The 23,918-nt window shown below is 71.7% G+C and carries 19 protein-coding genes; 11 read left to right on the top strand and 8 right to left on the bottom strand.

The features are described 5' to 3' along the window. Positions 1 to 217 precede the first annotated feature (217 nt). Complete coding sequence (locus ACTWNK_RS17185; protein ID WP_474304989.1) at positions 218 to 2,083, top strand: CASTOR/POLLUX-related putative ion channel; 1,866 nt, start codon at positions 218 to 220, stop codon at positions 2,081 to 2,083. Positions 2,084 to 2,158: 75 nt separating this feature from the next. On the opposite strand, the gene mtnA is transcribed toward ACTWNK_RS17185, so the two are convergent. Next, entirely contained in the window at positions 2,159 to 3,118 is a 960-nt protein-coding gene (gene mtnA, locus ACTWNK_RS17190; RefSeq protein WP_474304990.1) for an S-methyl-5-thioribose-1-phosphate isomerase, read from the bottom strand. A gap of 324 nt (positions 3,119 to 3,442) precedes the next feature. On the opposite strand from mtnA, the gene ACTWNK_RS17195 reads away from it, so the two are divergent. The 6 genes from ACTWNK_RS17195 (at position 3,443) to ACTWNK_RS17220 (ending at position 12,011) form a co-directional block, all read left to right on the top strand. Beyond that, positions 3,443 to 4,213 carry a peptidoglycan recognition protein family protein gene (locus ACTWNK_RS17195; RefSeq protein ID WP_474304991.1) on the top strand — a complete coding sequence of 257 codons (771 nt, stop codon included), beginning with the start codon at positions 3,443 to 3,445 and terminating at the stop codon, positions 4,211 to 4,213. 109 nt (positions 4,214 to 4,322) lie between these two features. Further along, on the top strand, positions 4,323 to 6,047 hold the full coding sequence (locus tag ACTWNK_RS17200) for a methylmalonyl-CoA mutase family protein (protein ID WP_474304992.1): 1,725 nt from the start codon (positions 4,323 to 4,325) through the stop codon (positions 6,045 to 6,047). Continuing rightward, complete coding sequence (scpA, locus tag ACTWNK_RS17205; protein ID WP_474304993.1) at positions 6,044 to 8,185, top strand: methylmalonyl-CoA mutase; 2,142 nt, start codon at positions 6,044 to 6,046, stop codon at positions 8,183 to 8,185. Before ACTWNK_RS17200 ends, scpA begins: the two co-directional genes overlap by 4 nt. Continuing rightward, a complete protein-coding gene (gene meaB / locus ACTWNK_RS17210) occupies positions 8,182 to 9,165 on the top strand; it encodes a methylmalonyl Co-A mutase-associated GTPase MeaB (protein ID WP_474304994.1) in 984 nt (327 codons plus the stop codon). The genes scpA and meaB overlap by 4 nt, the downstream gene beginning before the upstream one ends. 109 nt (positions 9,166 to 9,274) lie before the next feature. After that, a complete protein-coding gene (locus tag ACTWNK_RS17215) occupies positions 9,275 to 11,359 on the top strand; it encodes a CehA/McbA family metallohydrolase (RefSeq protein WP_474304995.1) in 2,085 nt (694 codons plus the stop codon). A 25-nt stretch (positions 11,360 to 11,384) separates the two neighbouring features. Then, positions 11,385 to 12,011 (top strand): TetR/AcrR family transcriptional regulator, encoded by a 627-nt coding sequence (locus ACTWNK_RS17220; protein ID WP_474304996.1) that lies wholly within the window; start codon positions 11,385 to 11,387, stop codon positions 12,009 to 12,011. Positions 12,012 to 12,017: 6 nt separating this feature from the next. Here the strand turns inward: ACTWNK_RS17220 and ACTWNK_RS17225 are convergent, their stop codons facing one another. From ACTWNK_RS17225 to ACTWNK_RS17240, 4 genes are read right to left on the bottom strand one after another with little or no spacing between them, the layout of a single operon-like run. Then, the gene (locus ACTWNK_RS17225) at positions 12,018 to 12,632 is read right to left on the bottom strand and encodes a hypothetical protein (protein WP_474304997.1); all 615 of its coding nucleotides are present in this window, start codon (positions 12,630 to 12,632) and stop codon (positions 12,018 to 12,020) included. Further along, on the bottom strand, positions 12,619 to 14,178 hold the full coding sequence (locus ACTWNK_RS17230; protein ID WP_474304998.1) for a vWA domain-containing protein: 1,560 nt from the start codon (positions 14,176 to 14,178) through the stop codon (positions 12,619 to 12,621). Before ACTWNK_RS17230 ends, ACTWNK_RS17225 begins: the two co-directional genes overlap by 14 nt. After that, positions 14,175 to 15,311, bottom strand: a complete 1,137-nt coding sequence (locus ACTWNK_RS17235) for a toxic anion resistance protein (protein ID WP_474304999.1) — start codon at positions 15,309 to 15,311, stop codon at positions 14,175 to 14,177. The genes ACTWNK_RS17230 and ACTWNK_RS17235 overlap by 4 nt, the downstream gene beginning before the upstream one ends. A gap of 40 nt (positions 15,312 to 15,351) precedes the next feature. Next, on the bottom strand, positions 15,352 to 16,419 hold the full coding sequence (locus ACTWNK_RS17240) for a hypothetical protein (RefSeq protein WP_474305000.1): 1,068 nt from the start codon (positions 16,417 to 16,419) through the stop codon (positions 15,352 to 15,354). A 187-nt stretch (positions 16,420 to 16,606) separates the two neighbouring features. Here ACTWNK_RS17240 and ACTWNK_RS17245 point away from each other — a divergent pair, with 187 nt between their 5' ends. Then, positions 16,607 to 18,004 carry a phosphatase PAP2 family protein gene (locus tag ACTWNK_RS17245; RefSeq protein WP_474305001.1) on the top strand — a complete coding sequence of 466 codons (1,398 nt, stop codon included), beginning with the start codon at positions 16,607 to 16,609 and terminating at the stop codon, positions 18,002 to 18,004. A 2-nt stretch (positions 18,005 to 18,006) separates the two neighbouring features. On the opposite strand, the gene ACTWNK_RS17250 is transcribed toward ACTWNK_RS17245, so the two are convergent. Beyond that, a complete protein-coding gene (locus tag ACTWNK_RS17250; RefSeq protein WP_474305002.1) occupies positions 18,007 to 19,800 on the bottom strand; it encodes an AMP-dependent synthetase/ligase in 1,794 nt (597 codons plus the stop codon). A gap of 65 nt (positions 19,801 to 19,865) precedes the next feature. On the opposite strand from ACTWNK_RS17250, the gene ACTWNK_RS17255 reads away from it, so the two are divergent. Both ACTWNK_RS17255 and ACTWNK_RS17260 read left to right on the top strand, forming a co-directional pair. Further along, complete coding sequence (locus ACTWNK_RS17255) at positions 19,866 to 20,465, top strand: TetR/AcrR family transcriptional regulator (RefSeq protein WP_474305003.1); 600 nt, start codon at positions 19,866 to 19,868, stop codon at positions 20,463 to 20,465. 195 nt (positions 20,466 to 20,660) lie between these two features. After that, positions 20,661 to 21,653 carry a hypothetical protein gene (locus ACTWNK_RS17260; RefSeq protein WP_474305004.1) on the top strand — a complete coding sequence of 331 codons (993 nt, stop codon included), beginning with the start codon at positions 20,661 to 20,663 and terminating at the stop codon, positions 21,651 to 21,653. Positions 21,654 to 21,741: 88 nt separating this feature from the next. Here the strand turns inward: ACTWNK_RS17260 and ACTWNK_RS17265 are convergent, their stop codons facing one another. Together ACTWNK_RS17265 and ACTWNK_RS17270 are read right to left on the bottom strand one after the other, a co-directional pair. Then, the gene (locus tag ACTWNK_RS17265) at positions 21,742 to 22,023 is read right to left on the bottom strand and encodes a TFIIB-type zinc ribbon-containing protein (RefSeq protein WP_474305005.1); all 282 of its coding nucleotides are present in this window, start codon (positions 22,021 to 22,023) and stop codon (positions 21,742 to 21,744) included. Between the two features lie 61 nt (positions 22,024 to 22,084). After that, positions 22,085 to 22,996 (bottom strand): aminoglycoside phosphotransferase family protein, encoded by a 912-nt coding sequence (locus tag ACTWNK_RS17270; protein WP_474305006.1) that lies wholly within the window; start codon positions 22,994 to 22,996, stop codon positions 22,085 to 22,087. A 24-nt stretch (positions 22,997 to 23,020) separates the two neighbouring features. Here ACTWNK_RS17270 and ACTWNK_RS17275 point away from each other — a divergent pair, with 24 nt between their 5' ends. Further along, positions 23,021 to 23,917, top strand: coding sequence for a TIGR03619 family F420-dependent LLM class oxidoreductase (locus tag ACTWNK_RS17275; RefSeq protein ID WP_474305007.1), 897 nt, complete (start codon positions 23,021 to 23,023; stop codon positions 23,915 to 23,917). Position 23,918 lies beyond the last annotated feature (1 nt).

Consider the following 23,918-nt stretch of genomic DNA (forward strand, 5'->3'; position numbering starts at 1 on the left):
TAAATCCACTCCTGTACCCCGGTGGGACAGCTTATGACGCACCGGGGGGGCGGAAGGGTGGACAGCGGTGCGCGAGTTCGCGGCCCCACGCCCTCCCCGTGGACCCGCATACCCCTCAAATTTGCCAGTCTTTCCATGCGTTGTGCACCCATTGGCAACCACATGTACCTTGTCCCGTTGATCAGCATTTGTGCAGTCATCGGGGAGGTGTGACGGGGTGTCGAAAGTGACGTTCCGGGAGCGGAGCAGGTACTGGTTCGACAACACGATGGCGCGGGGGACGGCCGCGCTCATCGGATGGCTCACGCTCATCTCGCTCGGCCTGATCGTGATGATCAGCCTGCTGGCGGTGTGGCTGGTGCCGGGGGAGGCGGCGGCCGAGCACGGGTTCCTCACGGCGTTCTGGGCTGCGCTGGTCCGGGCGCTGAGTCCGGGCAAGATCGCCAGCGACTCGGGCACGGCGCCGTACCTGACCTTGATGTTCGCCGCGTCGCTCGGGGGCATCTTCATCGTCAGCATCCTGGTCGGCCTGCTGTCCAACGGGCTGAAGACCAAGCTCGACCAGCTGCGCAGGGGGCGTTCGCGCATCGTCGAGAGCGGGCACACGGTGGTGCTCGGCTGGTCGGACCAGATCTTCACCATCGTCGCCGAACTCGTCCAGGCGCACGCCAGCCAGCGCGGCTCCGTGATCGCCATCCTCGCCGACCGCGACAAGCTCGCCATGGAGGAGGAGATCAGGGAGAAGCTCGGCGACACCGGCAGGACCCGGCTGGTCTGCCGCACCGGAAGGCCCACCGAGCCGGGCGACCTCAACCTGATGAACCTCGACGACGCCCGCTCGGTCGTCGTCCTGTCGCCCGACGGCGAGGACCCGGACGCGCACGTCATCAAGATCCTGCTGGCCCTGGCCAAGCGCGACGGCGACCACCCGCCGGTCGTGGCCGCGATGGCCGCCACCCGCAACATGCCGGCCGCCAGGCTCGCCGGCGGCGGCGACGTCCACCTGGTCGACTCCGACGACACGGCCTCACGCCTGATCGTGCAGTCCTCCCGCCAGTCGGGCATGTCCGTCGTCTGCATGGACCTGCTGAACTTCGACGACGGCGAGATCTACCTGCGCACCGACCCGGCCCTGACCGGCCAGACGTACGGCGAGGCGCTGCACGCCTATCGCACCGCGACCGTCATCGGCCTGCGCCGCGACACCGGCGTCGTGCTCAACCCGCCGATGCACACCGTCGTGTCGGCCACCGACCAGGTCATCGTCATCGCACACGACGACTCCCTCATCCACCTGGCGGCCGACGCCGTCAAGCCGGAGGAGGCGGCCATGGTCAGCACCCCGCGCGCCCCGCTCGCCCCGGAACGCACGCTCGTACTGAACTGGAACGGCCGGGCCGAGCAGATCGTCCGCTACCTCGACGGCTACGTCGCGCCCGGCTCGGTCCTCGACATCGCAGCCGGGCACCCGAAGGCGGGCTACGGCCTGAGCGGTCTGTCCAATCTCGCGGTGAACGTCAAGGACTGCGACACCACCGATCGTTATGCCCTGGAGTCGCTGGACCCGGCCGACTACCAGCACGTGATCGTGCTGTCGGACGACAGGTTCAAGCCGCAGCACGCCGACACGCGCACGCTGATGACCCTGCTGCAGCTGCGCGACATGCAGGCGGCGCTCGGCCAGCGCTACTCGATCGTCAGCGAGATGCACGACGAGAGCAACCGGGCCCTGGCCGAGGTGACCGAGGCCGACGACATCGTGATCAGCGACACGGTGATCGGCCTGCTGCTGGCCCAGCTCGCCGAGAACAAGCACCTGGCCGACATCTTCGGCTACCTCTTCGACTCGCGCGGCTCGGAGATCTACCCGCGCCCGGCCGCGGCGTACGTGCGCACCGGCGTGGAGGTCGGCTTCACCACGATCGTGGAATCGGCCAGACGCAGGGGCGAGACCGCCATCGGCTACCGCCTGGCCGCGGGCCGCAACCTGGCCCCGCACTACGGCGTCGTCCTGAACCCCGACAAGACGCGCAGACTGGTCCTCGGCGAGGAGGACTCGGTCATCGTCCTGTCCGAGCGCTGACCCGCCCGCCTGTAGGAGGTCTCGGGGCCGTCCGAGCGCTGATTCGCTTCACCGCGTGGGCCGGACCCGGAAGCGCTACCCCGCAGGCCTGATCACCCGTCGTTCGGTCACGATGGCGGTGATCAGGTCGTGCGGGGTCACGTCGAAGGCCGGGTTCAGCGCCGCCGTGCCCTCGGGTGCGACGCGCGTGCCCCTGAACCCGGTCACCTCCTCGGCCCCTCTGTCCTCGATCTCGATCCCGGCCCCGGAGGCGGTGCCCGCGTCCACGGTCGTCTCGGGCGCGACCACCACGAACGGCACCCCGGCCCGCCTGGCGCCCAGGGCCAGCGCGTAAGAGCCGATCTTGTTGGCCGTGTCGCCGTTGGCCGCGATCCGGTCGGCCCCGATGAGCACGGCGTCGGCATGCCCCGTGGCCAGAAGGTACGGCCCGGCCGAGTCGACGATCAGCCGATGCGGAGCGCCCATCCTGCCCAGCTCCCAGGTGGTGAGCCTGGCGCCCTGCAGCAGCGGCCTGGTCTCCAGGGCGAGCACCTCGGCCAGGCCGCCGCGCTCGTGCAGCGTCTGGATGACGCCGAGCGCGGTGCCCCGCTCGACGGTGGCGAGCCCGCCGGTGTTGCACACGGTCATCACGCGCAGCCGTTCGCGTCCGGGCACGAGCTCGCGCAGCAGCTCCACCCCGCGCACGCCCATCGCCACGCACGCGGCCACGTCGTCGTCGCGCACCCGCCTGGCCTCGGCGAGCACGGCCTGCTCGCCCTCGGGCATCCTGGCGGCGGCCCGGTCGACGCCCCACGCCAGATTGACCGCCGTCGGCCTGGCGGCACGCAGCCGGGCCACGGCCTCGCGGTCGCCCTTGGCCAGCGCCACGCCGAACGCCCCCGCCACGCCGAGCGCCGGAGCCCCACGCACGGCCAGCCGCCTGATGGCGTCGATCAGCTCGTCGACCGAGGTGATCCTCAGCATCACGACCCGGTCGGGCAGCAGCGTCTGATCGACGAGCTCGACGGCTCCCTCGACCCAGTCGATGGTCCTCACCCCCGAGACGCTACCGGCTGCCGGGCCGCACGTCTCCCGCCGGTTCCCGCGACAGGGTGTCGCGGATCACAGCCGGTTCCCGGCAACCGGAAGAGGGCGTCGAACACGGACGGTGAGGGGTCCGCCGGAAGGCCCGTCGTGGCTGCTCACCGCCGGGATGGCCGCTGACCTGCGCTGATTGTCAAGTGGACTGTCATAGCGATGTGTGGGTATATGGGCCGCTTGATGCAGCGAGTCCTAGACCAATAACGGTCAATCACGGGATCTGTCTGCACACTACGGGTTACGCTCAGTTGTCATTCCGACCTCCCCCTGGAGATCATCGTGGCCATCGACCTCGTGACCCGGCAGGAATGGCGGGCTCGCCCGCCCACCGCCGGGCACACCTCGCTGGCGTCCACCAAAGGCGTCAAGGTTCACTACACGGGAGGGCAGGTGGATCCCGGCATAGTCCGCGATCACGCCAAGTGTGTCGCCCTCGTGCGGTCCATCCAGAACCACCACATGGACGGCAACGGCTGGATCGACATCGGCTACAGCTTCTGCGTCTGCCCGCACCGCAAGGTCTTCGAAGGCAGGGGGCTGCACGCGCTGCCCGCCGCCAACGGGGCCGGGCTCAACGCGGGCCACTACGCGGTGCTCGGCCTGGTCGGGTCCAGCGGGCTCGTGGAGCCGACCGACGCGATCCTGCACGGCATCCTCGACGCCGTCGAGCACGTCAGGGCCAAGGGCGGCGCCGGCCGTGAGATCAAGGGCCACCGCGACGGGTTCAGCACCGACTGCCCGGGCGGGCCGCTGTATGCGTGGATCAAGCGCGGCGCGCCGAGGCCCGGCACGACCGAGCCGCCGACGACGCCCACGACGCCGCCCTTCCCCGGACGGCTGCTGAAGTACCCGCCGGTCCTGCGCGGCGACGACGTGCGGACCTGGCAGAAGCAGATGAAGGCCAGAGGCTGGGACATCGCCGTCGACGGCGCCTACGGCAGCGACTCGCGTGACATCTGCCGCAGGTTCCAGCGCAATCAGGGCATCGACGACGACGGGGTGGTGGGCCCGCTGACCTGGCGGCTCACGTGGGAGGCCCCGGTCCCCTAGCGGGGCCGTCGGTGTCGTGGCGGGGCCGAAGGCGGCCGTGACCTTCGGGTCTGCGGCTTCTTCGGCCCCGAAGCCTTGTCATGCTCCGGCGCGGCTTACTATCCGAGGCATGAGACTGGCCGACGGGTTCGCGACGACGACGAGGGACGACTGGCGGGAGCTGGCTCGCGCGGTCCTGCTCAAGTCCGGCGTCGAGGCGGACTCGCCCGAAGACGCGCTCACCACCACGACCTACGACGGTGTGCCGATCGCCCCGCTCTACGACGCGAGCGACCTGCCCGCCGACCCGGGTCTGCCCGGAGCGCCCCCTTACGTCAGAGGCGCGAACGCCGCACGCCAGGGCTGGGACGTGCGCCAGCGGCACGCGGTCGCCGACCCCGACGCGGTGCTGGCCGACCTGGAGAACGGCGTCACCTCGCTCTGGCTGGTCGTCGGACCGGACGCGATCCCGGTCGAGCGGTTGCGCGAGGTGCTCAAGGACGTGCTGCTCGACCTGGCGCCCGTGGTGCTGCAGGCGGGCGAGCACACCGCGCAGGCGGCCGAGGTGCTGCTGGCCATCGCCGAGGAACGCGGCACCCCGCTGTCCGGCAATCTGGGCGTGTCGGCCGAGCCTGGACACGACGACGTGCTGACCGATCTGGCCCGCCGATGCGCGGCCGGACCTCCCGGGCTGCGCGCGGTCGTCGTCGACGGCACGCCGTACCACGACGAGGGGGCGGCCGACGTCGAGGAGCTCGCCTGCTCGATCGCGCTCGGGGTGCGGGCGCTGCGGGTGCTGACGGAGGCCGGGCTCGGTGTGCGGGAGGCGCTGGGGCAGCTGGAGTTCAGGTACGCCGCGAGCGCCGACCAGTTCGCGACCATCGCCAAGCTGCGCGCCGCGCGCGGGCTGTGGTCCAGGGTCGTCCAGGTGTGCGGCGGCGAGGGCCCGCAACTGCAGCACGCGGTGACGGCATCGGCGATGATGACGGGCCGCGACCCGTATGTGAACATGCTCCGTACCACCCTGGCCTGCTTCGCCGCCGGAGTGGGCGGCGCCGACGCGGTGAGCGTGCAGCCGTTCGACGCCGTGCTCGGCCTGCCGGACGCCTTCGCCAGGCGCATCGCACGCAACACCCACACGCTGCTGCTGGAGGAGGCGCACGTCGCCAAGGTGATCGACCCGGCGGGCGGCTCCTGGTACGTCGAGCGACTCACCGCCGACCTGGCCGAACACGCCTGGACCCTGTTCCAGGAGATCGAGCGCGACGGCTTCGGCCCCGTACGCGAGCGCATCGCGGCGACCCGTGCGGCCAGGCGACGCGACCTGGCCACCCGCCGTGCCCCGATCACCGGCGTGAGCGAGTTCCCGCTGCCGACCGAGCGCCTGCCCCGGCGTGCCGGCGGTCCCGGCCTGGCCTGGGAGAGACCGGGCACGCGCTACGCCGAGGACTACGAGGCCCTGCGCGACCTCGCCGACGCCCAGCCGGTCAGGCCGGCGGTCTTCCTGGCCACGATCGGCCCCGTCGCCGCGCACACCGCACGCGCCACGTTCGCCGCCAACCTCTTCCAGGCGGGCGGCCTCGCCACCCCGGCGAGCGGCCCCGGCGCCGACCCCGCCGAGATCGCCGCCGCCTTCACCGCCAGCGGAGCCGCCGTCGCCTGCCTGTGCTCAAGCGACCGCCTGTACGGCGAGCACGCCACGGCCGTCGCCGAGGCGCTCAGGGCGGCGGGCGCCAAACGCGTCTGGCTGGCGGGCAAGGGCCACTACGACGGCGTCGACGCCTACGTCCACGCCGGATGCGACGCCCTGCGGGTGCTCCACACGAGCTTCGACGACCTGGGAGTGCAACGATGATTCCCGACTTCTCCGGCATTCCGCTCTCGGACGGCACGCCCGCGACGCCCGGCGTCCCGCCCGAGGCCGACGGCTGGGACACCCCCGAAGGCATCACGGTCAAGCGCCTCTACACCCCGGCCGACCTCGACGGCCTGGACTTCCTCGGCACCTACCCGGGTGCGGCGCCGTACCTGCGCGGGCCGTACCCCACGATGTACGTCAACCAGCCGTGGACGGTCAGGCAGTACGCCGGGTTCTCCACGGCGGAGGAGTCCAACGCCTTCTACCGGCGCAACCTCGCCGCCGGGCAGAAGGGCCTGTCGGTGGCCTTCGACCTGGCCACGCACAGGGGCTACGACTCCGACCACCCCAGGGTGGCGGGCGACGTCGGCATGGCGGGTGTGGCGATCGACTCCATCTACGACATGCGCCAGCTCTTCGACGGCATCCCGCTCGACCGGATGAGCGTGTCGATGACCATGAACGGCGCCGTCCTGCCGATCCTCGCCCTCTACATCGTGGCGGCCGAGGAGCAGGGCGTGCGCCCCGAACAGCTCCAGGGGACGATCCAGAACGACATCCTCAAGGAGTTCATGGTCCGCAACACCTACATCTATCCGCCAGGCCCCTCGATGCGCATCATCTCCGACATCTTCGGCTACACCAGCGAGCACATGCCGAAGTTCAACTCCATCTCGATCTCCGGCTACCACATCCAGGAGGCCGGGGCCACGTGCGACCTGGAGCTGGCCTACACGCTGGCCGACGGGGTCGAGTACCTCAAGGCGGGGGTGGCGGCGGGGTTGGACGTGGACAGGTTCGCGCCGCGTCTGTCGTTCTTCTGGTGCATCGGCTTGAACTTCTTCATGGAGGTCGCCAAGCTGCGCGCCGCCAGGCTGCTGTGGGCCAGGCTGGTGTCGGGGTTCGCCGCGCGCAACCCCAAGTCGCTGTCGCTGCGCACCCACTCGCAGACCTCCGGCTGGTCGCTGACCGCACAGGACGTCTTCAACAACGTGGTACGCACCTGCGTGGAGGCGATGGCGGCCACCCAGGGCCACACCCAGTCGCTGCACACCAACGCGCTGGACGAGGCGCTCGCACTGCCGACCGACTTCTCCGCCCGCATCGCCCGCAACACCCAGCTGCTCCTGCAGCAGGAGTCGGGCACGTGCCGCGTCATCGACCCGTGGGGCGGCTCGGCCTATGTCGAGCGGCTCACCCACGACCTGGCGGCCAGGGCGTGGGAGCACATCGAGGAGGTCGAGGCGGCGGGCGGCATGGCCAAGGCGATCGACGCCGGGCTGCCGAAACTGCGCATCGAGGAGGCGGCGGCCAGGGCGCAGGCCCGCATCGACTCGGGCAGGCAGCCGGTGATCGGCGTCAACAAGTACCGCCCCGACGCCGACGAGCCCATCGACGTGCTCAAGGTGGACAACACCTCGGTGCGCGCCCAGCAGCTCGACAAGCTGCGCAGGCTGCGCCAGGAGCGCGACCCGGACGCCGTGGCGCAGGCGCTGGAGGCGCTGACCAAGGGCGCCGCCGGTCAGGACAACCTGCTGGCCCTGGCCGTCGACGCCGCACGCGCCAAGGCCACGGTGGGCGAGATCTCCGACGCGCTGGAGCGGGTCTTCGGCCGCCACGCCGGTCAGATCCGTACGATCTCCGGCGTGTACCGAGACGAGGCGGGCAACGCTGCGAACATCGAGGCGGTCAGGACGGCGGCCGAGGCGTTCGAGCGGGCGGAGGGCCGCAGGCCGCGCATCCTGGTGGCCAAGATGGGCCAGGACGGCCACGACCGGGGCCAGAAGGTGATCGCGACCGCCTTCGCCGACCTGGGATTCGACGTCGACGTCGGCCCGCTGTTCCAGACGCCGCAGGAGGTGGCACGCCAGGCGGTCGAGGCCGACGTGCACATCGTCGGCGTCTCCTCGCTGGCGGCCGGGCACCTGACGCTGGTGCCCGCGCTGCGCGAGGCGCTGGCCGAGCTCGACGCCCACGAGGTGATGATCGTGGTGGGCGGTGTGATCCCGCCGGGCGACTTCGACGAGCTGCGCGCCGCCGGGGCCGCGGCGATCTTCCCGCCCGGCACCGTCATCGCCGACGCCGCGCTCGGCCTGCTGACCGAGCTGGCCGCGCGGCTGGGACACACCGGGTGACGCGCTCGCTCGACGACTACGCGGGCGGGGTGAAGGCGGGCTCGCGGGCCTGGATCGGCAGGGCCATCACGCTGGTGGAGTCGACCAGGGCCGACCACCGCGAGCTGGCCCAGCGCCTGCTCGTGGAGCTGACCCCGCTGACCGGCCAGGCCCGCAGGGTCGGCGTGTCCGGCGTGCCGGGCGTGGGCAAGTCGACCTTCGTCGACGCGCTCGGCACGATGCTCACCGGGCAGGGGCACCGGGTCGCGGTGCTGGCCGTCGACCCCTCATCGACCAGGACGGGCGGCAGCATACTCGGCGACAAGACCAGGATGGCCAGGCTGTCGGTCGATCCGCAGGCCTTCATCAGGCCGTCGCCGACCTCGGGCACACTGGGCGGCGTCGCCAAGGCCACCAGGGAGGCGATGGTGGTGCTGGAGGCGGCGGGCTACGACGTCGTCCTGGTCGAGACCGTGGGCGTCGGCCAGTCGGAGACCGCCGTCGCCGACATGGTCGACACCTTCCTGCTGCTCAGCCTGGCCCGGACGGGCGACCAGCTGCAGGGCATCAAGAAGGGCGTGCTGGAGCTCGCCGACGTCGTCGCGGTGAACAAGGCCGACGGCGAGCACGCGTTCGCGGCGCGCAAGGCGGCCAGGGAACTGGCCGGCGCACTGCGCATGCTCCGCACCGAGAGCACGCCGCCGGTGCTGACATGCAGTGGCCTGACCGGCGACGGGCTCGACGAGCTGTGGCGGCAGATCATCGCACACCAGGACCACCTGGACCTGGCCGCCAAGCGCCGCCGCCAGCAGGTGGGCTGGACCTGGCGGCTGGTGCACGACAGGCTGCTGGCCGAGCTGCACCACGCGCCGGCCGTACGGGAGATCAGGGCGGAGGTCGAGGCCGAGGTGCTCGCGGGCACCCTGACCCCGGCGCTCGCGGCCGAACGCCTCTACACGGCGTTCGTCCCGGCGCTCACACCGCCGCCGGTGGCGGACTGACCCCCTGAGTGGATCAACACCGTCCCCAAGGGTCGCTGATATCCCCAGCGGGGGAAATATCAACTCCTGCTGCCGATCGGTGCAAAGTGACGCATGTCACCATGGCCGCATGTGTGATGACACGACGTTGCCGGAGAAGGTCGCGGGCGCGCTGGCCGAGTACGGCAGGCAGCTCGGCGAGCACGGGATCACCTGGGGCGAGCCGCAGCTGCACTATGTGAAGCTGATGTCCAGGCGGGCCGTCCTGCCTGTCGATCTCGGCGACGCGTTCTGGGAGCTGGCCCTGGCCCGGCTGGCATGCGCCCACCCGGGTGAGGGCGCGCGCGAGCTCGGCGCCAGGCTGGCCGAGCCCGACTACGACGTGCTGTTGCGCGACGTGCTCGCCGGTCGGCGCCCCACGCATCTCACCGTGCTGCGCCTGACCCCCAAGGGCCGCAGGCTGGAGGGCACCCCGCGCGCCGTGTTGCACCCCTCGCCCGCACGCCGGGTCGGCCCGTGCACGGGCGGCGTGTGGCGACGCCAGGGCGAGCGCATGCCGATGCTCGTCGACTCCGCCCTCGACGCCGAGGCCAGGGTGGAGGTGGACGGCGAACGCCTCGTCCTCGAACCGCGCGGGGCCAGGCTGACCGAGATCGAGGCGGGCAGCTATGTCGTCGTGGACGGCGCCGAGGTCGACCTGTCCGGCCTGACCCGCGACGTGCCCGCGGCGACCCTGCGGCTGAGCGCGGGCTTCACCTGCCGGTGGAGCGTGGTCGGCGCCGACGGCCAGGGCTGGTTCCCCGAGGGCGCCCCGCCCAAGCACGACTACCACGGCCTGCCGTACTTCCACGGCGACGACCTGACCCTGTCGGTGCCCGCCGAGGCCGTGACGGTCACCGTCACCAGAGGCATGGAGTACGGCGAGGCCAAGACCGCGATCATGCTGGAGCCGGGCGAGGAACGGCACGTGCGCCTCGTGCCCAGGCGGATCAGGGACGCGGCGGCCGACGGCTGGTACGGAGGCGACCTGCACGTGCACCTCAACTGGGCGGGCGACCTGGTGGCCGCGCCCGACCACGCGGCCGTCGCCCAGCACGGCGAGGACCTGCACGTGCTGAACCTGGTCGCGGGCAACGTCTCGGGCGGGCGCGTCTACGACGAGGAGGCGCTGCGCCACTGGGCGGGCCGGGACCTGCCCTGGTCGGACGCCACCCACGTGGCCAGGATGGGCATGGAGTACCGCAACGACCTGCTGGGCCACGTCTACGCCTTCGGCGTGCAGGAGCCGCCCGAGCGCTTCCACACCGGGTTCGCCGGTGACGCCGACTGGCCGCCGAACGCCGTCACGCTGGGCGCGCTGCACGAGCGAGGCGTGCTGCTGGGCTACAGCCACCCCTTCCAGGCGCCGATGGCCGACGACGACCCGCCCAAGGCGATCGTGTGGCCGGTGCCACGCAGCTGCCGTGCGCGTGCGCTGGTGGCCGACGCGGCGCTCGGCGTGGTGGACAGCCTCGACGTGCTCAACCATCTGTCGGTGACGGCATCGGCGACGGTGTACCGGCGGCTGATCGGCGCGGGCAACCGGCTGGCCGTCACCGCCGGGACCGACGCCATGCTGTCCTTCACGCGGCTGGCCACGCAGTCCAACCCGCCCGGCTGGGCCAGGGTCTACGCCCGGCTCGACGGCCCGCTGAGCGCCGAGGCGTTCGCCCGTGCGGTCCGCCAGGGCCGTACGTTCGCCACGACCGGACCGTGGCTGGAGCTGGACGTGGCGGGCCGGGGACCGGGCGAGGCGATCGGCGCGCACCGGGGCGACGTGCTGACCGTGACCGCCAGGGTCGAGGGGCCGGGCGTGTCGACGCTGCGACTGCGGACGGCCGACGGGGTGGTGGCCGAGGCCGAGGCGTGCGAGCAGGGCGCGAGGCTGCGGGTGGAACTCGGCGTCGGGGAGGCGACCTACGTCCTGGCCGAGGCGGAGGGCGGCGGCCACCCGCGCACGCTGCGCGCCGACACCTTCGCGATGACGAGCCCGGTCTACGTCGACGTCGAGGGACGCCCGGTGGCCAGGCAGAAGGACGTGCTGTGGTGCCTGGAATGGCTCGACCTGCTGGAGGACCTGATCGCCGAGCACGGCAGATTCACCACCCCCGACCAGCTCGCCGACCACAGGGAACTCCTCGACCGGGCCAGAGCGATCTACCATGCCCGGCTGTAGCCCGGTGATCTGCTAGGTTTTGGCCATGCGGTCAGGATTCGAGCCGGATGGCCAGAAGAAGCGGTCCTTCATCGAGCAGGCCAGGAGGGCGCAGATCATCCAGTCGGCGGTCGCGGTCATCGCCGAGGTCGGCTATGCCCAGGCGTCGCTGGCTCGGATCGCGCAGCACGCCGGAATCAGCAAGGGCGTCATCTCCTACCACTTCGCCGGCAAGGACGAGCTGATGGAGCAGGTCGTCACCCAGGTGTACTCCGACATCACCGCACACGTGCTGGGCCGGATGGAAGGCGTCGTCACCGCGACCGAGCTGCTGCGTACCCAGGTGCTCGCGGTGGCCGAGCACATGCGCGGTCACCGCGCCCAGCTCAGGGCGCTCGGCGAGATCTTCGCCAACCTGCGCGACGCCGGAGGCAGACCCAGGTACGGCATCGGCACCGACGGCGAGATCTTCGCCGGGCTCGAGCGGATCTACGCGCTCGGGCGGCGCACCGGCGAGTTCAGGGCGTTCGACATGCGGGTGATGGCGGTGACGCACAACGCCGCGGTCAACGACATGTTCGCCTACTGGTCGCAGCACCCCGACCACGACCTGGAGGCACACGCCCGCGAACTGGCCGACCTGCTGGAGCACGCCGTACGGGCCGAGTCCTGAACGGGGTCAGAGGTCGAGTTCGGAGCGGCCGAAGCGTTCGCGCAGGAAGCGGCCCTGGTCGCGTAGTTCGCGGTCGTCGCCGCCGTGCACGGCCTGGGCGATCTCGCCGACGGCGGCCGTGAGCAGGTCGAGCTGGGCCAGCAGTTCCTCGTGCGCCGAGCGCTCGCCGCGGCGCAGCACGGCGTAGGCGCGCGGCAGGTTCGCATACGCCTCCAGGCCCGCCGGAAGGTAGGAGCGCACGGTCTGGGACAGCACGTGCAGGTGGTCGGGCGAGGCGGTGAGGTGCTCGGCGCGTCTGAGCAGGGCGTCGAGCGTCCCGGCGAGCGCGTGCACCCGCTCCAGCACGTCGGCGGGAAAGCGCCCGGAGGAGGTGACCCGCTCGACCAGCGCGCCGAGATCGGCCAGCAGCGCACGCGCCTCCACCTCGGCCCCGGTGATCACCAGCCGGACCCGCTCGGGCGGGGCCAGCAGCGCGCCCACGCCGTACAGCCCGGCGACCACCAGCGGCCACAGCGACCCGGCCAGGCCCAGCAGATGCGCCAGCAGGCCGAGCAGGGCCAGGGCGCACCCGGCGATGTTCTTCGTCGAGCCGAGGTAGCGCACCGCCCTACTGGTAGCCACGGATCTCCTTGAACACCGAGGCGAGCGAGGTGTTCCTGGCGTCGAAGACCGCACCGCCGGTCAGCCGGGCGACCGACGTCATCGCCTCCACGTCGCTCTCGCCGAACAGCACGACGAAGGTACGCACCCGGCGCGCCTGCTCGGGCGCGGCGCGGTAGTAGGCGGTGAAGTCGTCGAGCGAGGAGCCGACCGTGTTCTCGCCGTCGGTCATCAGCACGACCGAGGTGTACTGCTCGGGATGGGCGCGCACCTGCCCGGCGGCCACGTCGTAGGCCACGCGCAGGCTGTCGAAGATCGCGGTGTCGCCGGCGGCCGACAGGCTGCCCGCATGGCCGGTGATCCGCGCCAGCACCTCTTCGGGCGCGCTGCGCGGCACCTCGTACGTCGTCGGGTCGTCGGGGGAGGTGCTGAAGGGCACCAGCGTCACCCGTTCGCGGTTGTGGAAGCGGCTGAAGGCGCCGTACGCGGAGGTGTCGGCCCCCGTCAGTGTGGTCAGCGCCGAGCGCAGCGCCTCGATCCGCTCGCCGCGCATCGAGCCCGACGTGTCCAGCACGAACAGCGTCTGCGGCGGCACCCTTGCCTGGTCGAGGTAGGCGGCGATGAGCCCGTCGGCGGTCGCCCTGCGGTTGGGGAAGGGCAGTTCGACCAGCGGGGCGGCGCCGAACCTGGCGTCGGGCCGTACCTCCGGCACGATGGGCCGCCGGTGCGTGCTCGCCATGATCTTGCGTTGCACGTCCGGCGTGCGCAGCCAGGCGATGAGCCGGTCGTACATCTCGCGCTTGGCGGGCGCGGCGGCCGACAGCAGGGTCAGCGGGTAGTCGGCGCTGACCACGCCGTCGGCGGGATAGACCAGGGTCAGCGGCTCGGCCAGCTTCGCGTTGAGGCCGAGCAGCACGGACTCGTAGTTGATGAGGCCGTCCACCTCGGGCCGCCGCGCGTACTCCTCGGCCAGCCAGCCCGACGAGCCGGACGTCAGGCGCTGGGCGGAGAAGAACGACGTGAGCTGCGGCGTCACCCGCCTCACCTGCTCGGCGTCGAGCGCGTCCCCGGCGTCGGCGAGTGCGGCGCTGACCCCGACCAGGGCGGAGAAGCCCGAGTTCGAGGCCGCGGGCGAGCTCATCCCGAAGGTGAACCTGCCCTCGCCCGCCGCCTTGGCGATCTGCTTCCAGCTCACCGGAGCCCGGTCCCAGCCGAGCTCGCGGGCCTTGGCCGCCTTGATGCCGAGCACGACCGGCGAGACCATCGTCTTGGTCTGCGTCGACAGCCGCCCCGCCGCCCCCTCGATCAGCGACAGGTACCTGTTGGAGGAGAACCAGGTGGCGTCCTGGTCGTCGCTGCGCCCGGCGGCGACCTGCTCGGCGCCGTCCAGCGTCCCGGCGTAGGTCAGCCGTACGGGCACGCCCGACTCCTTGAGCAGCGGCTCCAGGTCGCGTACCTCGCTCCCGGCGAGCACGCGCAGCACGTCGTCGCCCTCGCCGTCGCCCGCGCAGGCGGCCAGGCACGCCAGCAGCGCCGAGGCGGCCAGCACGGCCGCCGTGCGCCTCATCGGGCCCGCTCCAGATGGGTCCTGGCGTTGTCGAGCTCGACGGTGAGGCTGTCGACGGTGGCCGCCATGCTCTCCACGGCCTTGGCCTTGAAGGCGTCGATGAGGTCCATGGTGGCGTAGACGTTGTCGAAGGCCTGGCGCAGCGTGTCCATGTCGATCGTGGTGGCCGCGGCCCTGGTGTGGATGTCGGCGGCCTGGCTCTTGAGCATCTCGCTGTTGGCCAGGATGAGGTCGGAGGTGGTGTCGTTGAGCGCGGTGAGCTGGTCGAGCACCAGCTTCTGGTTGGCCAGCGCCTGGGCGATCGTCACCGCCGTGCGCAGGGCCGAGATCGTCGTGGTGGTGGCCCGGTCGACGCCCTTGCTCAGCTCGGCGTTGTTCTTGCGTACGAGGTCGAGTGCGAGGTAGCCCTGCGCGCACACGGCGAGCTGGGTGAGCAGGTCCTGGTGTTTCTGCCGCACGCCGAACAGGGCGTCCGAGCGCAGCGCCTTGGCCTTGTCCGGGTCGCCCGCCTCCACGCGCAGGATGTGCTCCTCCAGGGCGGCGTCCAGGGCCGACGCCATGACGGCGTACTCCTGGAGCTTGGTCATCTGCTCCCACATGTGCGCCTTCTCGCCCTCGATGGCGGCGTTGTCGCGCAGCAGTTCGTCCTGGCCCGACTTCAGCGCCCTGATGATGTCGTCGAGGTGCTTCTGGGCCGAGTGGTACTTGGCGAAGTAGTCACGCAGCCTGTCGCCGAACGGGATCAGCCCCAGCAGCCGTCTCGGGCCGGACGTCGCCTGCTTGGGGTCGAGGTCGACGATCGTCCTGCGCAGCTCGACCAGCCGCCCGGCGACCCTGGCCTGGGCGTCGGCGCCCTCGCCCCTGGCTGCGGCGAGAGCTGCGACGGGACGGCCGAGCATGCGGTTGGCCACCTGGGAGGTGGCCCGCATCTCGGTGTCGCCCATGGCCGAGATGCCCGCCACCTTCCGGCCGAACTCCGGCGCCCTGGGGTCGAGCCCGGCGAGTTCGTCGGCGAACGTCCTGGCCTTGCCCGCCAGTTCGCCCGCTCGCTCGTCGGCCAGCGGCAGCAGCGTCGCCGCCTTGGCCTGCGGCACGGGCGCGACCGGCTCGGGCGGGGTGAGCACGAGGTCCACGCGGCAGCTCTCCTTCGGGTACGGCGTGCGTGACGCCGGGTCAGTAACGCCGCTCGATCGCGGCGATCAGCCGTTCGAGGGTGTCGTAGGCGGGCGGCTCGACCACGTCCACGAGATCGGTCGCGACGGCCGTGCCGTGCTGTCTGGCCAGCCCCGCGAACACCTTGGGGTCGGAGGTGCGAAACCCGTGCGCCGCGGCCAGCGCGGTCAGCTTCGGGTCGCTGGTGAGCAGTGCGCCGAGCCGGTCGGCGTCGGGCGTGAACGGCACCAGCGTGTGCTTGCTCAGCACGGTCGGCGACGGGTAGATCAGCCGCATGCCCCGCTGGATGGCCCCCGTACCGGCGAACGCCCTGGCCGCGAACTGCGCCTCGTAGGCCAGCACCATCGGCGTCTTGCCGACACCGAGCGCCAGGTAGTCCTCGAAGGGCGCCTCGGTGCTCGACTGGGAGTAGCCCTGGTCGACGAAGACGGGCGCGAGCCGGTCGGCGATCGGGTCGAGCGGTGTGGCCGGGCCGATCACGTCGTCGTGGTTGACGACATAGCTGGTCATCGCGAGATACATGGCGGCCGAGTTGGAGGTGCGCACGTCGGTGGTGGTGAGCAGCACACGCTTGCGCGCCGGATAGGCGGTGTTGCCGGGCAGCCGGTCCCAGCGCGCCCCCGAGGCGACCAGGTCGAGGTACCTGGCGACGTCGAGCACCTGGTAGCCCTGTCCCGAATCGCGCACCACACCGGCTTTGACCAGCACCGAGACGATCGGCTCGAACGTCGCCACCGCCATCGGCGAGTAGAAGGGCGAGTACGTCCTGGTGGCCTTGCGGGCCTGCCTGATCTTCTCGGCGGCCGGGACGCTGGAGGGGAAGGCGAAGGCGTAGTCGCCCAGCGTGGCGCCGCCCGCGATCTCGCGCGACCCGGCGGTGTCGACCTCGACGACCAGGCCGTGTTCGGCGAGCGCCTCGCGTACCTTCGGGTCGTCGAAGAACGGCTTCTTCTCCGAGCCGATCACCCCGCGCAGGGTGACGGTCCCGCCGCCGTTGCCCTGGACCACGGCCACCACGACCGCCGCCGCGAGCAGTGCGGCCAGGGCGATCCCGATGATGCGCTTCATCCCACCTCCCCCTTTTGAGAGGAATTATGGGAGTTTCCGGGCGGCGTCGAGCGGGCCGGAGCGGCGATCCAGCGAGAATTCAGCCCCTGTTCACGACCCGGACACGGAGCGCCTGCACAGCCCCTCGCATGCCCGGTCGGCCACCCGCTGTGCGTACGGCGGGCGCCGATCGGGCAGCATCGGCTGTATGCGCCTGAGATCACGCCTGAACGCACTGGACAAGCGGCTGTTCGCGGCCGTGGCCGACGCCCGCCTGCCCGGCCTCGAGCACGTGTTGCCGAGACTGTCGCGTGCGGCGGACAACGCGCTGCTGTGGGCGGGGGTGGCGGGCGTGTGCGCGCTGAGCGGTCGCAGGCGGCTGCGCAAGGCGGCCACCCGGGGCATGCTCGCCGTCAGCCTGGCCAGCCCGCTGGTCAACCTGGCGGGCAAGCAGGCCTTCTCCCGCAAGCGCCCGGTCCCCGACGCGCTGCCGCTGGCCAGACTGCTGCGGATGCCGAGTTCGACGTCGTTCCCCTCGGGCCACTCGGCCTCGGCCGCCGCCTTCGCCACCGCCGTCGCGCTGGAGGCGCCACCCAAGATCGCCGTGCCGGTCGCGGGCCTGGCCGCGGCCGTGTGCTTCTCCCGCGTCTACACCGGCGTGCACTACCCGGGCGACGTCCTGGCCGGGGCCGCGATCGGCATCGTCACCGGCCTGCTCACCCGCCGCCTGTGGCCGAGCGCCGCCGAGACCGGCCAGGCCAGGGCCGAGGTCGCACCGCCGCTCGCCGGGCTCGACCCCGAGGGCGAGGGCGTCCTGCTGATGCCGGGGGCCGACGGCGGGCCGATCGCCGAGCTGCTGCCGAAGGCCACCAGCCTGGCGGCCTCCGGCGGGCCCGCCAGGGTGGTGGCCGTCGAGGGCAGCGACGCCCTCATCGGGCCCGCGGCGGCACGCGCGCTCGACGACGGGCTGCCGCTGCTGGTCGTACCCGCCGAAGGGCACACGCGGGAGGTCAGGTTCGCCGCCGCGCTCGGACTGGAGGAGCCGCAGGACGCGCTGGCCGCCTACCGCAACGGCGCGCTGGCCGCCGTCGACGTGGGGGAGGCGGCCGGGCGCGTGTTCGTCAACGAGGCGTCGCTCGGCCATGCGGCGGAGCTGGCCGAACGGCGTGAGCGCAGGCGGGGCCGGATCGGCGGGCTGCCCGCGCTGCTGTGGGGCATGGGCGAGATGTGGCGGGCGGGCGCCGAGCCGGTCGACGTGGTCGTGGACGGCCTGCCGTACCGGGTGTGGACGGTGTTCGCGGGCAACTGCAGGCACGAGCGGCGTGGGCCGCTGCCCCGGCGCAGGCGCAGGCTCGAGGACGGCGTGCTCGACGTCAGGCTGCTCACCGCGGCGCGGCGGCTGCCCAGGCTACGGGCGGTCGGCAGTGTGATCGGGGCCGCGCTCGGGGTGTCGCGGCACTACCGGCGCTGGCAGGCCGATCACGTGCGGATCGGCCCGCCTCGGGGGCGGGAGACGCTCCAGGTGGCGCTCGACGGGCATCGGGTGGAACTGACCGGCGAGATCACCGTGCGCAAGCGTCCCCGCTCCCTGCACGTCCTGCGCTGAGATCAGGCGTCTGCCCCGGCGTAGAAGGCGTCGAGCGTCTCCTGGTTGCGCTCCTCGACGGCCTTGCGGCGGATCTTGAGGCTCGGGGTCAGCTCGCCGCTCTCGACGCTGAAGTCGGCCGCGAGCACCGCGAAGTCCTTGATCGTCTCGTAGCTGGCCAGATCGGCGTTGACCAGGGCGACCGCCTTGGCGACCTCCTCGCGCACCCTCGGGTGCACGCGCAGCTGCTCGGGGTCGAGCGGCAGGCCCTCGGCCTCGGCCCACGGCCTGACCACGTCCATCTCCAGCGTGACCAGCGCGGTGCAGTAGTTGCGCCGGTCGCCGTGCACGAACACGTGCGACAGATACGGGCAGGCGGCCTTGATCCGGCCCTCGATGTGCGTGGGCGCGACGTACTTGCCGCCGGAGGTCTTGATCAGCTCCTTCTTGCGGTCGGTGATCTGCAGTCTGCCCTGGTCGTCGAGCTCGCCGATGTCGCCGGTGCGCAGCCAGCCGTCCTCCAGCGCCTCGGCCGTCTCCTGGGCCAGGCCGTGGTAGCCGCGCATGATGCCGCGCCCGCCGATGAGGATCTCGCCGTCCTCGGCGATGCGTACCTCGGTGCCGGGCAGCGGGGGGCCGACCGTGCCGAACTTCACGCTCTCCGGCCTGTTGATGAAGCTTCCGGCCGACGACTCGGTCAGGCCGTAGCCCTCCAGGATGGTCAGGCCCGCGGCGTCGAAGAACTCGGCGATGTCGCGGTTGAGCGGTGCCGCACCCGAGATGAAGTAGCGGATGCGCCCGCCGAACCGCGCCCGCAGCTTGGCGAACACCAGCCGGTCGGCGACCGCGAACTCCAGGCGGGTCGACAGCGGGATCTCGGCGCCACGCTGGCGGGCGCGCACCACGCGCAGTCCCGTCGCCTTGGCCCAGGTGAAGATCTTGAGCTTGAGGCCGCCCTCGTTGCGCACGTTCGCGGCGACGGTGTTGTGGATCTTCTCGAAGATGCGCGGCGCGGCGGCCATGAAGCTCGGCCGCAACTCGCCCAGATTGTCGGCGATCTTGTCCAGCCTGCCGTCGATCGCGGTCGCGACCCCGATGTCGATCATCACGACCTCCAGCAGCTTGCCGAAGGAGTGCGACAGCGGCAGCCACAGGAAGTGCAGGTCGTCCGGCCGCAGCAGATTGATCTCGCGTACGGCCTGCGCCGCGTACAGCCAGTTGTCGTGGGTCAGCTCCACGCCCTTGGGCCTGCCGGTCGTGCCCGAGGTGTAGATGAGGGTGGCCAGATGGTCGCTCTGGATGGCGTCGACGAGCGCGTCGTAGTCGCCCTGGCCCGTGCCCTCCTCACCCGAGGCCTGCTTGGCCCGTACCTCCGACAGCGGGATCACCCAGCCGTCGTCGGAGGCCTCGCCGTCGATCACGATGACGTGCTCGACGCCCGGGATCTCCGCGCGCACCGATCGGAGCTTGGCCACCTGGTCGGCGTTCTCCGCGATCACCAGGGTGCTGCCGGAGTCGGAGATGACGTAGGCGCACTCCGAGGCGGTGTTCGACGGGTAGATCGTCGTGGTCGCCGCGCCCGTGGACAGCACCGCCAGGTCGCACACCACCCACTCGACCCTCGTCGAGCACAGGATCGACACCCTGGCCGCCGCGCTCGCCCCGAGTTCGGCCAGCCCGAGCGCCAGCTCACGCACCCGTTCGCCGGTCTCCCGCCAGGTCAGCGACGTCCAGCCCGCCGCATCGGGGAAGCGATAGGCCTCCGCGTCCGGCGTCGCTGCGATTCGGTCGCGGAGCAGGGCGGGAATGCTGGACATCAGGACCTCCAGGGGTGGAGCGACGCTCTAGAGTGTCAATCTAGCAACGGGGGGAGGTACGCGAAATGGGCATTCGTGGCACCAGGCAGGCGATTTCCGAAGCCGCCCTGGCGATCGTCGGCGACGCCGGGCTCGGCGCTCTGACGATCAGCAGACTGGCCAAGGAGTCGGGCGCCTCCAACGGCAGCATCTACCACCACTTCGGCAGCCGGGGCGGCGTCATCGCCGCCCTGTACCGCGAGAGCTTCGAGCAGCTCGCCGCCGTCATGACCGCCGTGCTGGACGAACGCCCCGCCCGCGAGGTCGTCGCCGAGATGACCGGCCGCTTCCTCGACTGGGTCGCGGCCAATCCGACCAGGGCCAGATTCGTCTACCTCGCCTCCGCGCTCGGCGCCGTCGGCACCGAGGCCGCCACCTGGAAGGCGCTCGACGTGGCCGCGTGGAAGGGCGAGGCGCTTGCTCCGCTCACCCGCTGGTACGCCACCAGATCGGCGCGCGGCGAGGTACGCGGGACGCCCGTGTGGGCGCTCGACCCCGTCGTCATGGGCCCGGCGCACGAGTGCGCCCGCAGATTCCTGGCGGCGCCCGAGCACTTCGACCTGACCACGGCCAGACCCGAGGTCGTCCACGCCACCTGGGCGATCGTACGACCGGACCCGGCTTGAGCGCGGCCGGATGATCGTGCGGTGGAGTCCGACCTGAGGACGGCCGGGCGATCGTACGGCCGGGTCCGATCTGAGTGCGGTCAGGTGATCGTGGGGCCGGATCCGGTCCAGGTGCTTTCGGTATCGTCGCAGGTCGTGGGGTGTGCTTCGATTGCGAATTGACGACGAGGGATCAAGCGGGCGATAGTGTGGCAGATGGCTGCCCCCCGTTTGCTTCCCAGCGCGCTCGCCCTCGCGGCCCTTACCCTGACCGGGTGCAGCGGCGCGAGCGGTGACCCCGTCGTCGGGCAACCCGTGGCCAGCGGCCAGGCGGGAGCCGCAGGTTCGCAGGAGCAGGGCAGCCCCACCGGCCCCGGCACGACCACCACGTCGCCGCCACCCGCCGCCACCACGCCCGAGACCTACCGGGGCGCGCTCGGCGACCTCAGGAAGCCCGTGCGCGACGCCCTGGCGGGAGTGTCGTCGGCCAAGAACATCAAGACCCTCGACAGCCGCGTGGAACGTGCCGAGTCCGCCCTGCGCAGCGCCGCCGACGCGCTCACCGCGCTGCAGCCGCCGACCGAGGTCCTCACCCAGCACCAGCAGTACGTCTCGGGCCTGCGCGAGCTCGCGACCGAGTTCGGCACCACGCTCGGCAAGGTCGGCGGCCGTGAGGTCTGCACCGCGACCGGCGTCTTCGCCGACGTCGGCGAACGGCTCAAGACGCTGGACGCCGCGGGCCGGATGCTGAAGGAGGCGGGCGACTACCCCGCCGACGTCGTCAGTGTGAAGGCGGGCGCCAAGCAGTCCAGGCGGCTGCCCAACGGCCGCTACATCCGCAACGGCCCGCACAGCGGACGCAGCTCCCTGGCCATCCACAACGGCGGCACCCGGGACGCCGTGGTCAACGTGATGCGCGGCAAGTCGAAGGTCTACAGCGTCTACGTGCGCAAGAAGTCGAAGTTCAAGATCCCCGGCATCCGCGACGGGCACTACAAGGTGTACTTCACGCACGGCGTCGACTGGGACGCCAGGTCGCGGGCGTTCACGCGCACGTGCAGCTTCGAGCGGTTCGAGGACACGCTGAAGTTCAGGACGACCTACACCGCCACCGCCATCAAGTGGCACGACTGGCGCATCACGCTGCATGCCATCAAGGGCGGCAACGCGCCCACGAAGGACGTCGACCCGGGCGACTTCCCGGGCTGAGCCGTACCACCTGCCGAGAACGACCGAGGCCGCGCCCCTCTGCCGGGTCGCGGCCTCGCCGTGCGCCTGGGAATCAGGTGCCGAGGGATCAGGTGGAGAAGAGCATGCCCACCCAGCTGCGCTGGTGACGGTTGTGGTGGCCGTAGTGGCCGCCATGGCCGCCGTGCGGCGCTCCCCAGGCCGGGGCGCCGTGGACCGGCGGAGGCGGCGGGGGAGCGGCGTGCTGCTGGGACCACTGCGACTCCATGCGGGTCAGCGTCTCCAGCTCGCCGTAGTCCAGGAAGATCCCTCGGCAGCTCTCGCACTGCTCGATGTGGACCCCGTTGCGCTCATATGTCCGCATGTTGGCGCGGCACTTGGGGCACTGCATCAGGCTGATCTCCTTGCCCATTGGCGTGTGTTGCCCTGAGGACAACCTACTGCGTGCGCCACTATGGCAGCCCGTGACCTAGGCCGACAATCCTGCCGCACGCCTGAACCAACGATTGCTCCACCTCGTCTGGTTCCCGACCCTCCCTTTGCGCATTGGTCAGGGCCACGGCCGCGAGCTGAACGGTCAGCGCCCTCGCCGGTACGTCCAGCCGCTCCCACGGGTCGCCCGGCCCCAGCGCGGGCCCGCCCGCGGCCAGGTAGGCCCCGAGGAAGCGCTGCCACACCTGCGGCGCCAGCAGCCCCGAGGCGTACCAGGCCGCCGGTCTGGCCAGGTCCCACGCCGGGTCGCCCGCCCCCAGGTCGTCGACGTCGATGAGCAGCCAGGGGCCGCGCCGTACGAGCTGGCCCAGGTGCCAGTCGCCGTGCGTGAGCAGCCCCGGGCCGTGCTCATGGTCGGGGAGGCTGCGATGGGCCCTGCGTACCGTCTCGCACGCGGCTCCCGTGCCCGTCATCGCGGCCACCGCACGCTCCACCCGCCTCGGCCCCGCCGCCTCGGGCATGGGCGGCAGCACACTCAGAGGTACGGCATGCAGCCTGGCCAGCAGCCTGGCGCCCTCCTCCCACGGGGCCTCGTCCGGGTCGTCGTCCTGGGAGATCGGCACGCCGGTGGGCCAGACGGAGGCCAGGCGGTCGCCGACGCGCAGGAGTTCGGGTTCGAGCGGGGCGAGCATGACGCCGGTCAGGGCGGGAGCCGCCGACACCCGCAGGCGGGCGGCGAGGCCCGGCTCCTCGTCGCGCAGGGAGTGCGCCTTGACCACGACCTCGCCGCGCCGTACGACGACGACGTCGGTCCTGGTCGGATGGAACACCGGCTCGCCGCGGCCGCCGTACGCCTCGGCGATGCGGGAGAGCTCTTCCTTGAGGTCCACGGGCTCCTTCCTGAGGTCCATGGGCTCCTTCTTGAGATCCACCGGGCCAGATTAGGGTGAGTTGTCATGAGGATTGGATTCGGTGTTCCGCTGTCCGGGCCGTGGGCGACGCCCGCCAACATCCGCCGGGTCGCCCAGCGGGCCGAGGAGCTCGGGTACGACGGTCTGTGGACGTTCCAGCGGCTGCTGTATCCCGTGGGGCATGCGATGGGCCCGGTGTACCGGCAGGTGCACGACCCCCTGGTGGCCCTGTCGTACCTGGCCGGGGTCACCTCGCGGATCGGGCTCGGCGTGGCGGTGGTCAATGTGTTCGAGCAGCCTGTCGTGCTGGCCAAGCGCCTGGCCACACTGCAGACGTTGTCGGAAGGACGGCTGGTCGCCGGGCTCGGGCTCGGCTGGTTGCCCGCCGAGTTCGAGGCGTCCGGCGTGGACTTCGCCGGGCGTGGGCGCCGGGGCGAGGAGTACGTCTCGCTCCTGCGGGCCTGCTGGGGCGAGGAGGTCGTCGAGCACACGGGCGAGTTCTACGGCGTGCCCGCCTCCCACATGGACCCCAAGCCGGACCCGGCGCCGCCGCTGCTGCTCGGCGGTTCGGCCGAGGTGGCGCTGCGCCGGGCCGGACGCCTGGCCGACGGCTGGGTGAGCGCCAGCGCGACCGATCTGACGACGATCGACAAGCAGATCTACATTGTAAAGGCGTCGGCCGAGGCCGCCGGGCGGGACGCGTCTGCGTTGCGGTTCGTGAGTCGCGGGGTGACGAAAGTACGTCCTGGCGGTGAGGCCGGGCGCCGGCCGCTCAGCGGGTCGTACGAGGAGATCCTGAGCGATGTCGACATGCTGGCCGCCAAGGGCGTGACGGACGTCTTCCACGACCTGAACTTCGATCCGGAGATCGTCCAGGCGGAGCCGCACGAGGCCATGCGCCGCGCCGAGGAGGCCCTGGAGGCGCTGGCGCCTCGAAGGTGAG

Source organism: Nonomuraea sp. IBHARD001, assembly GCF_056106265.1.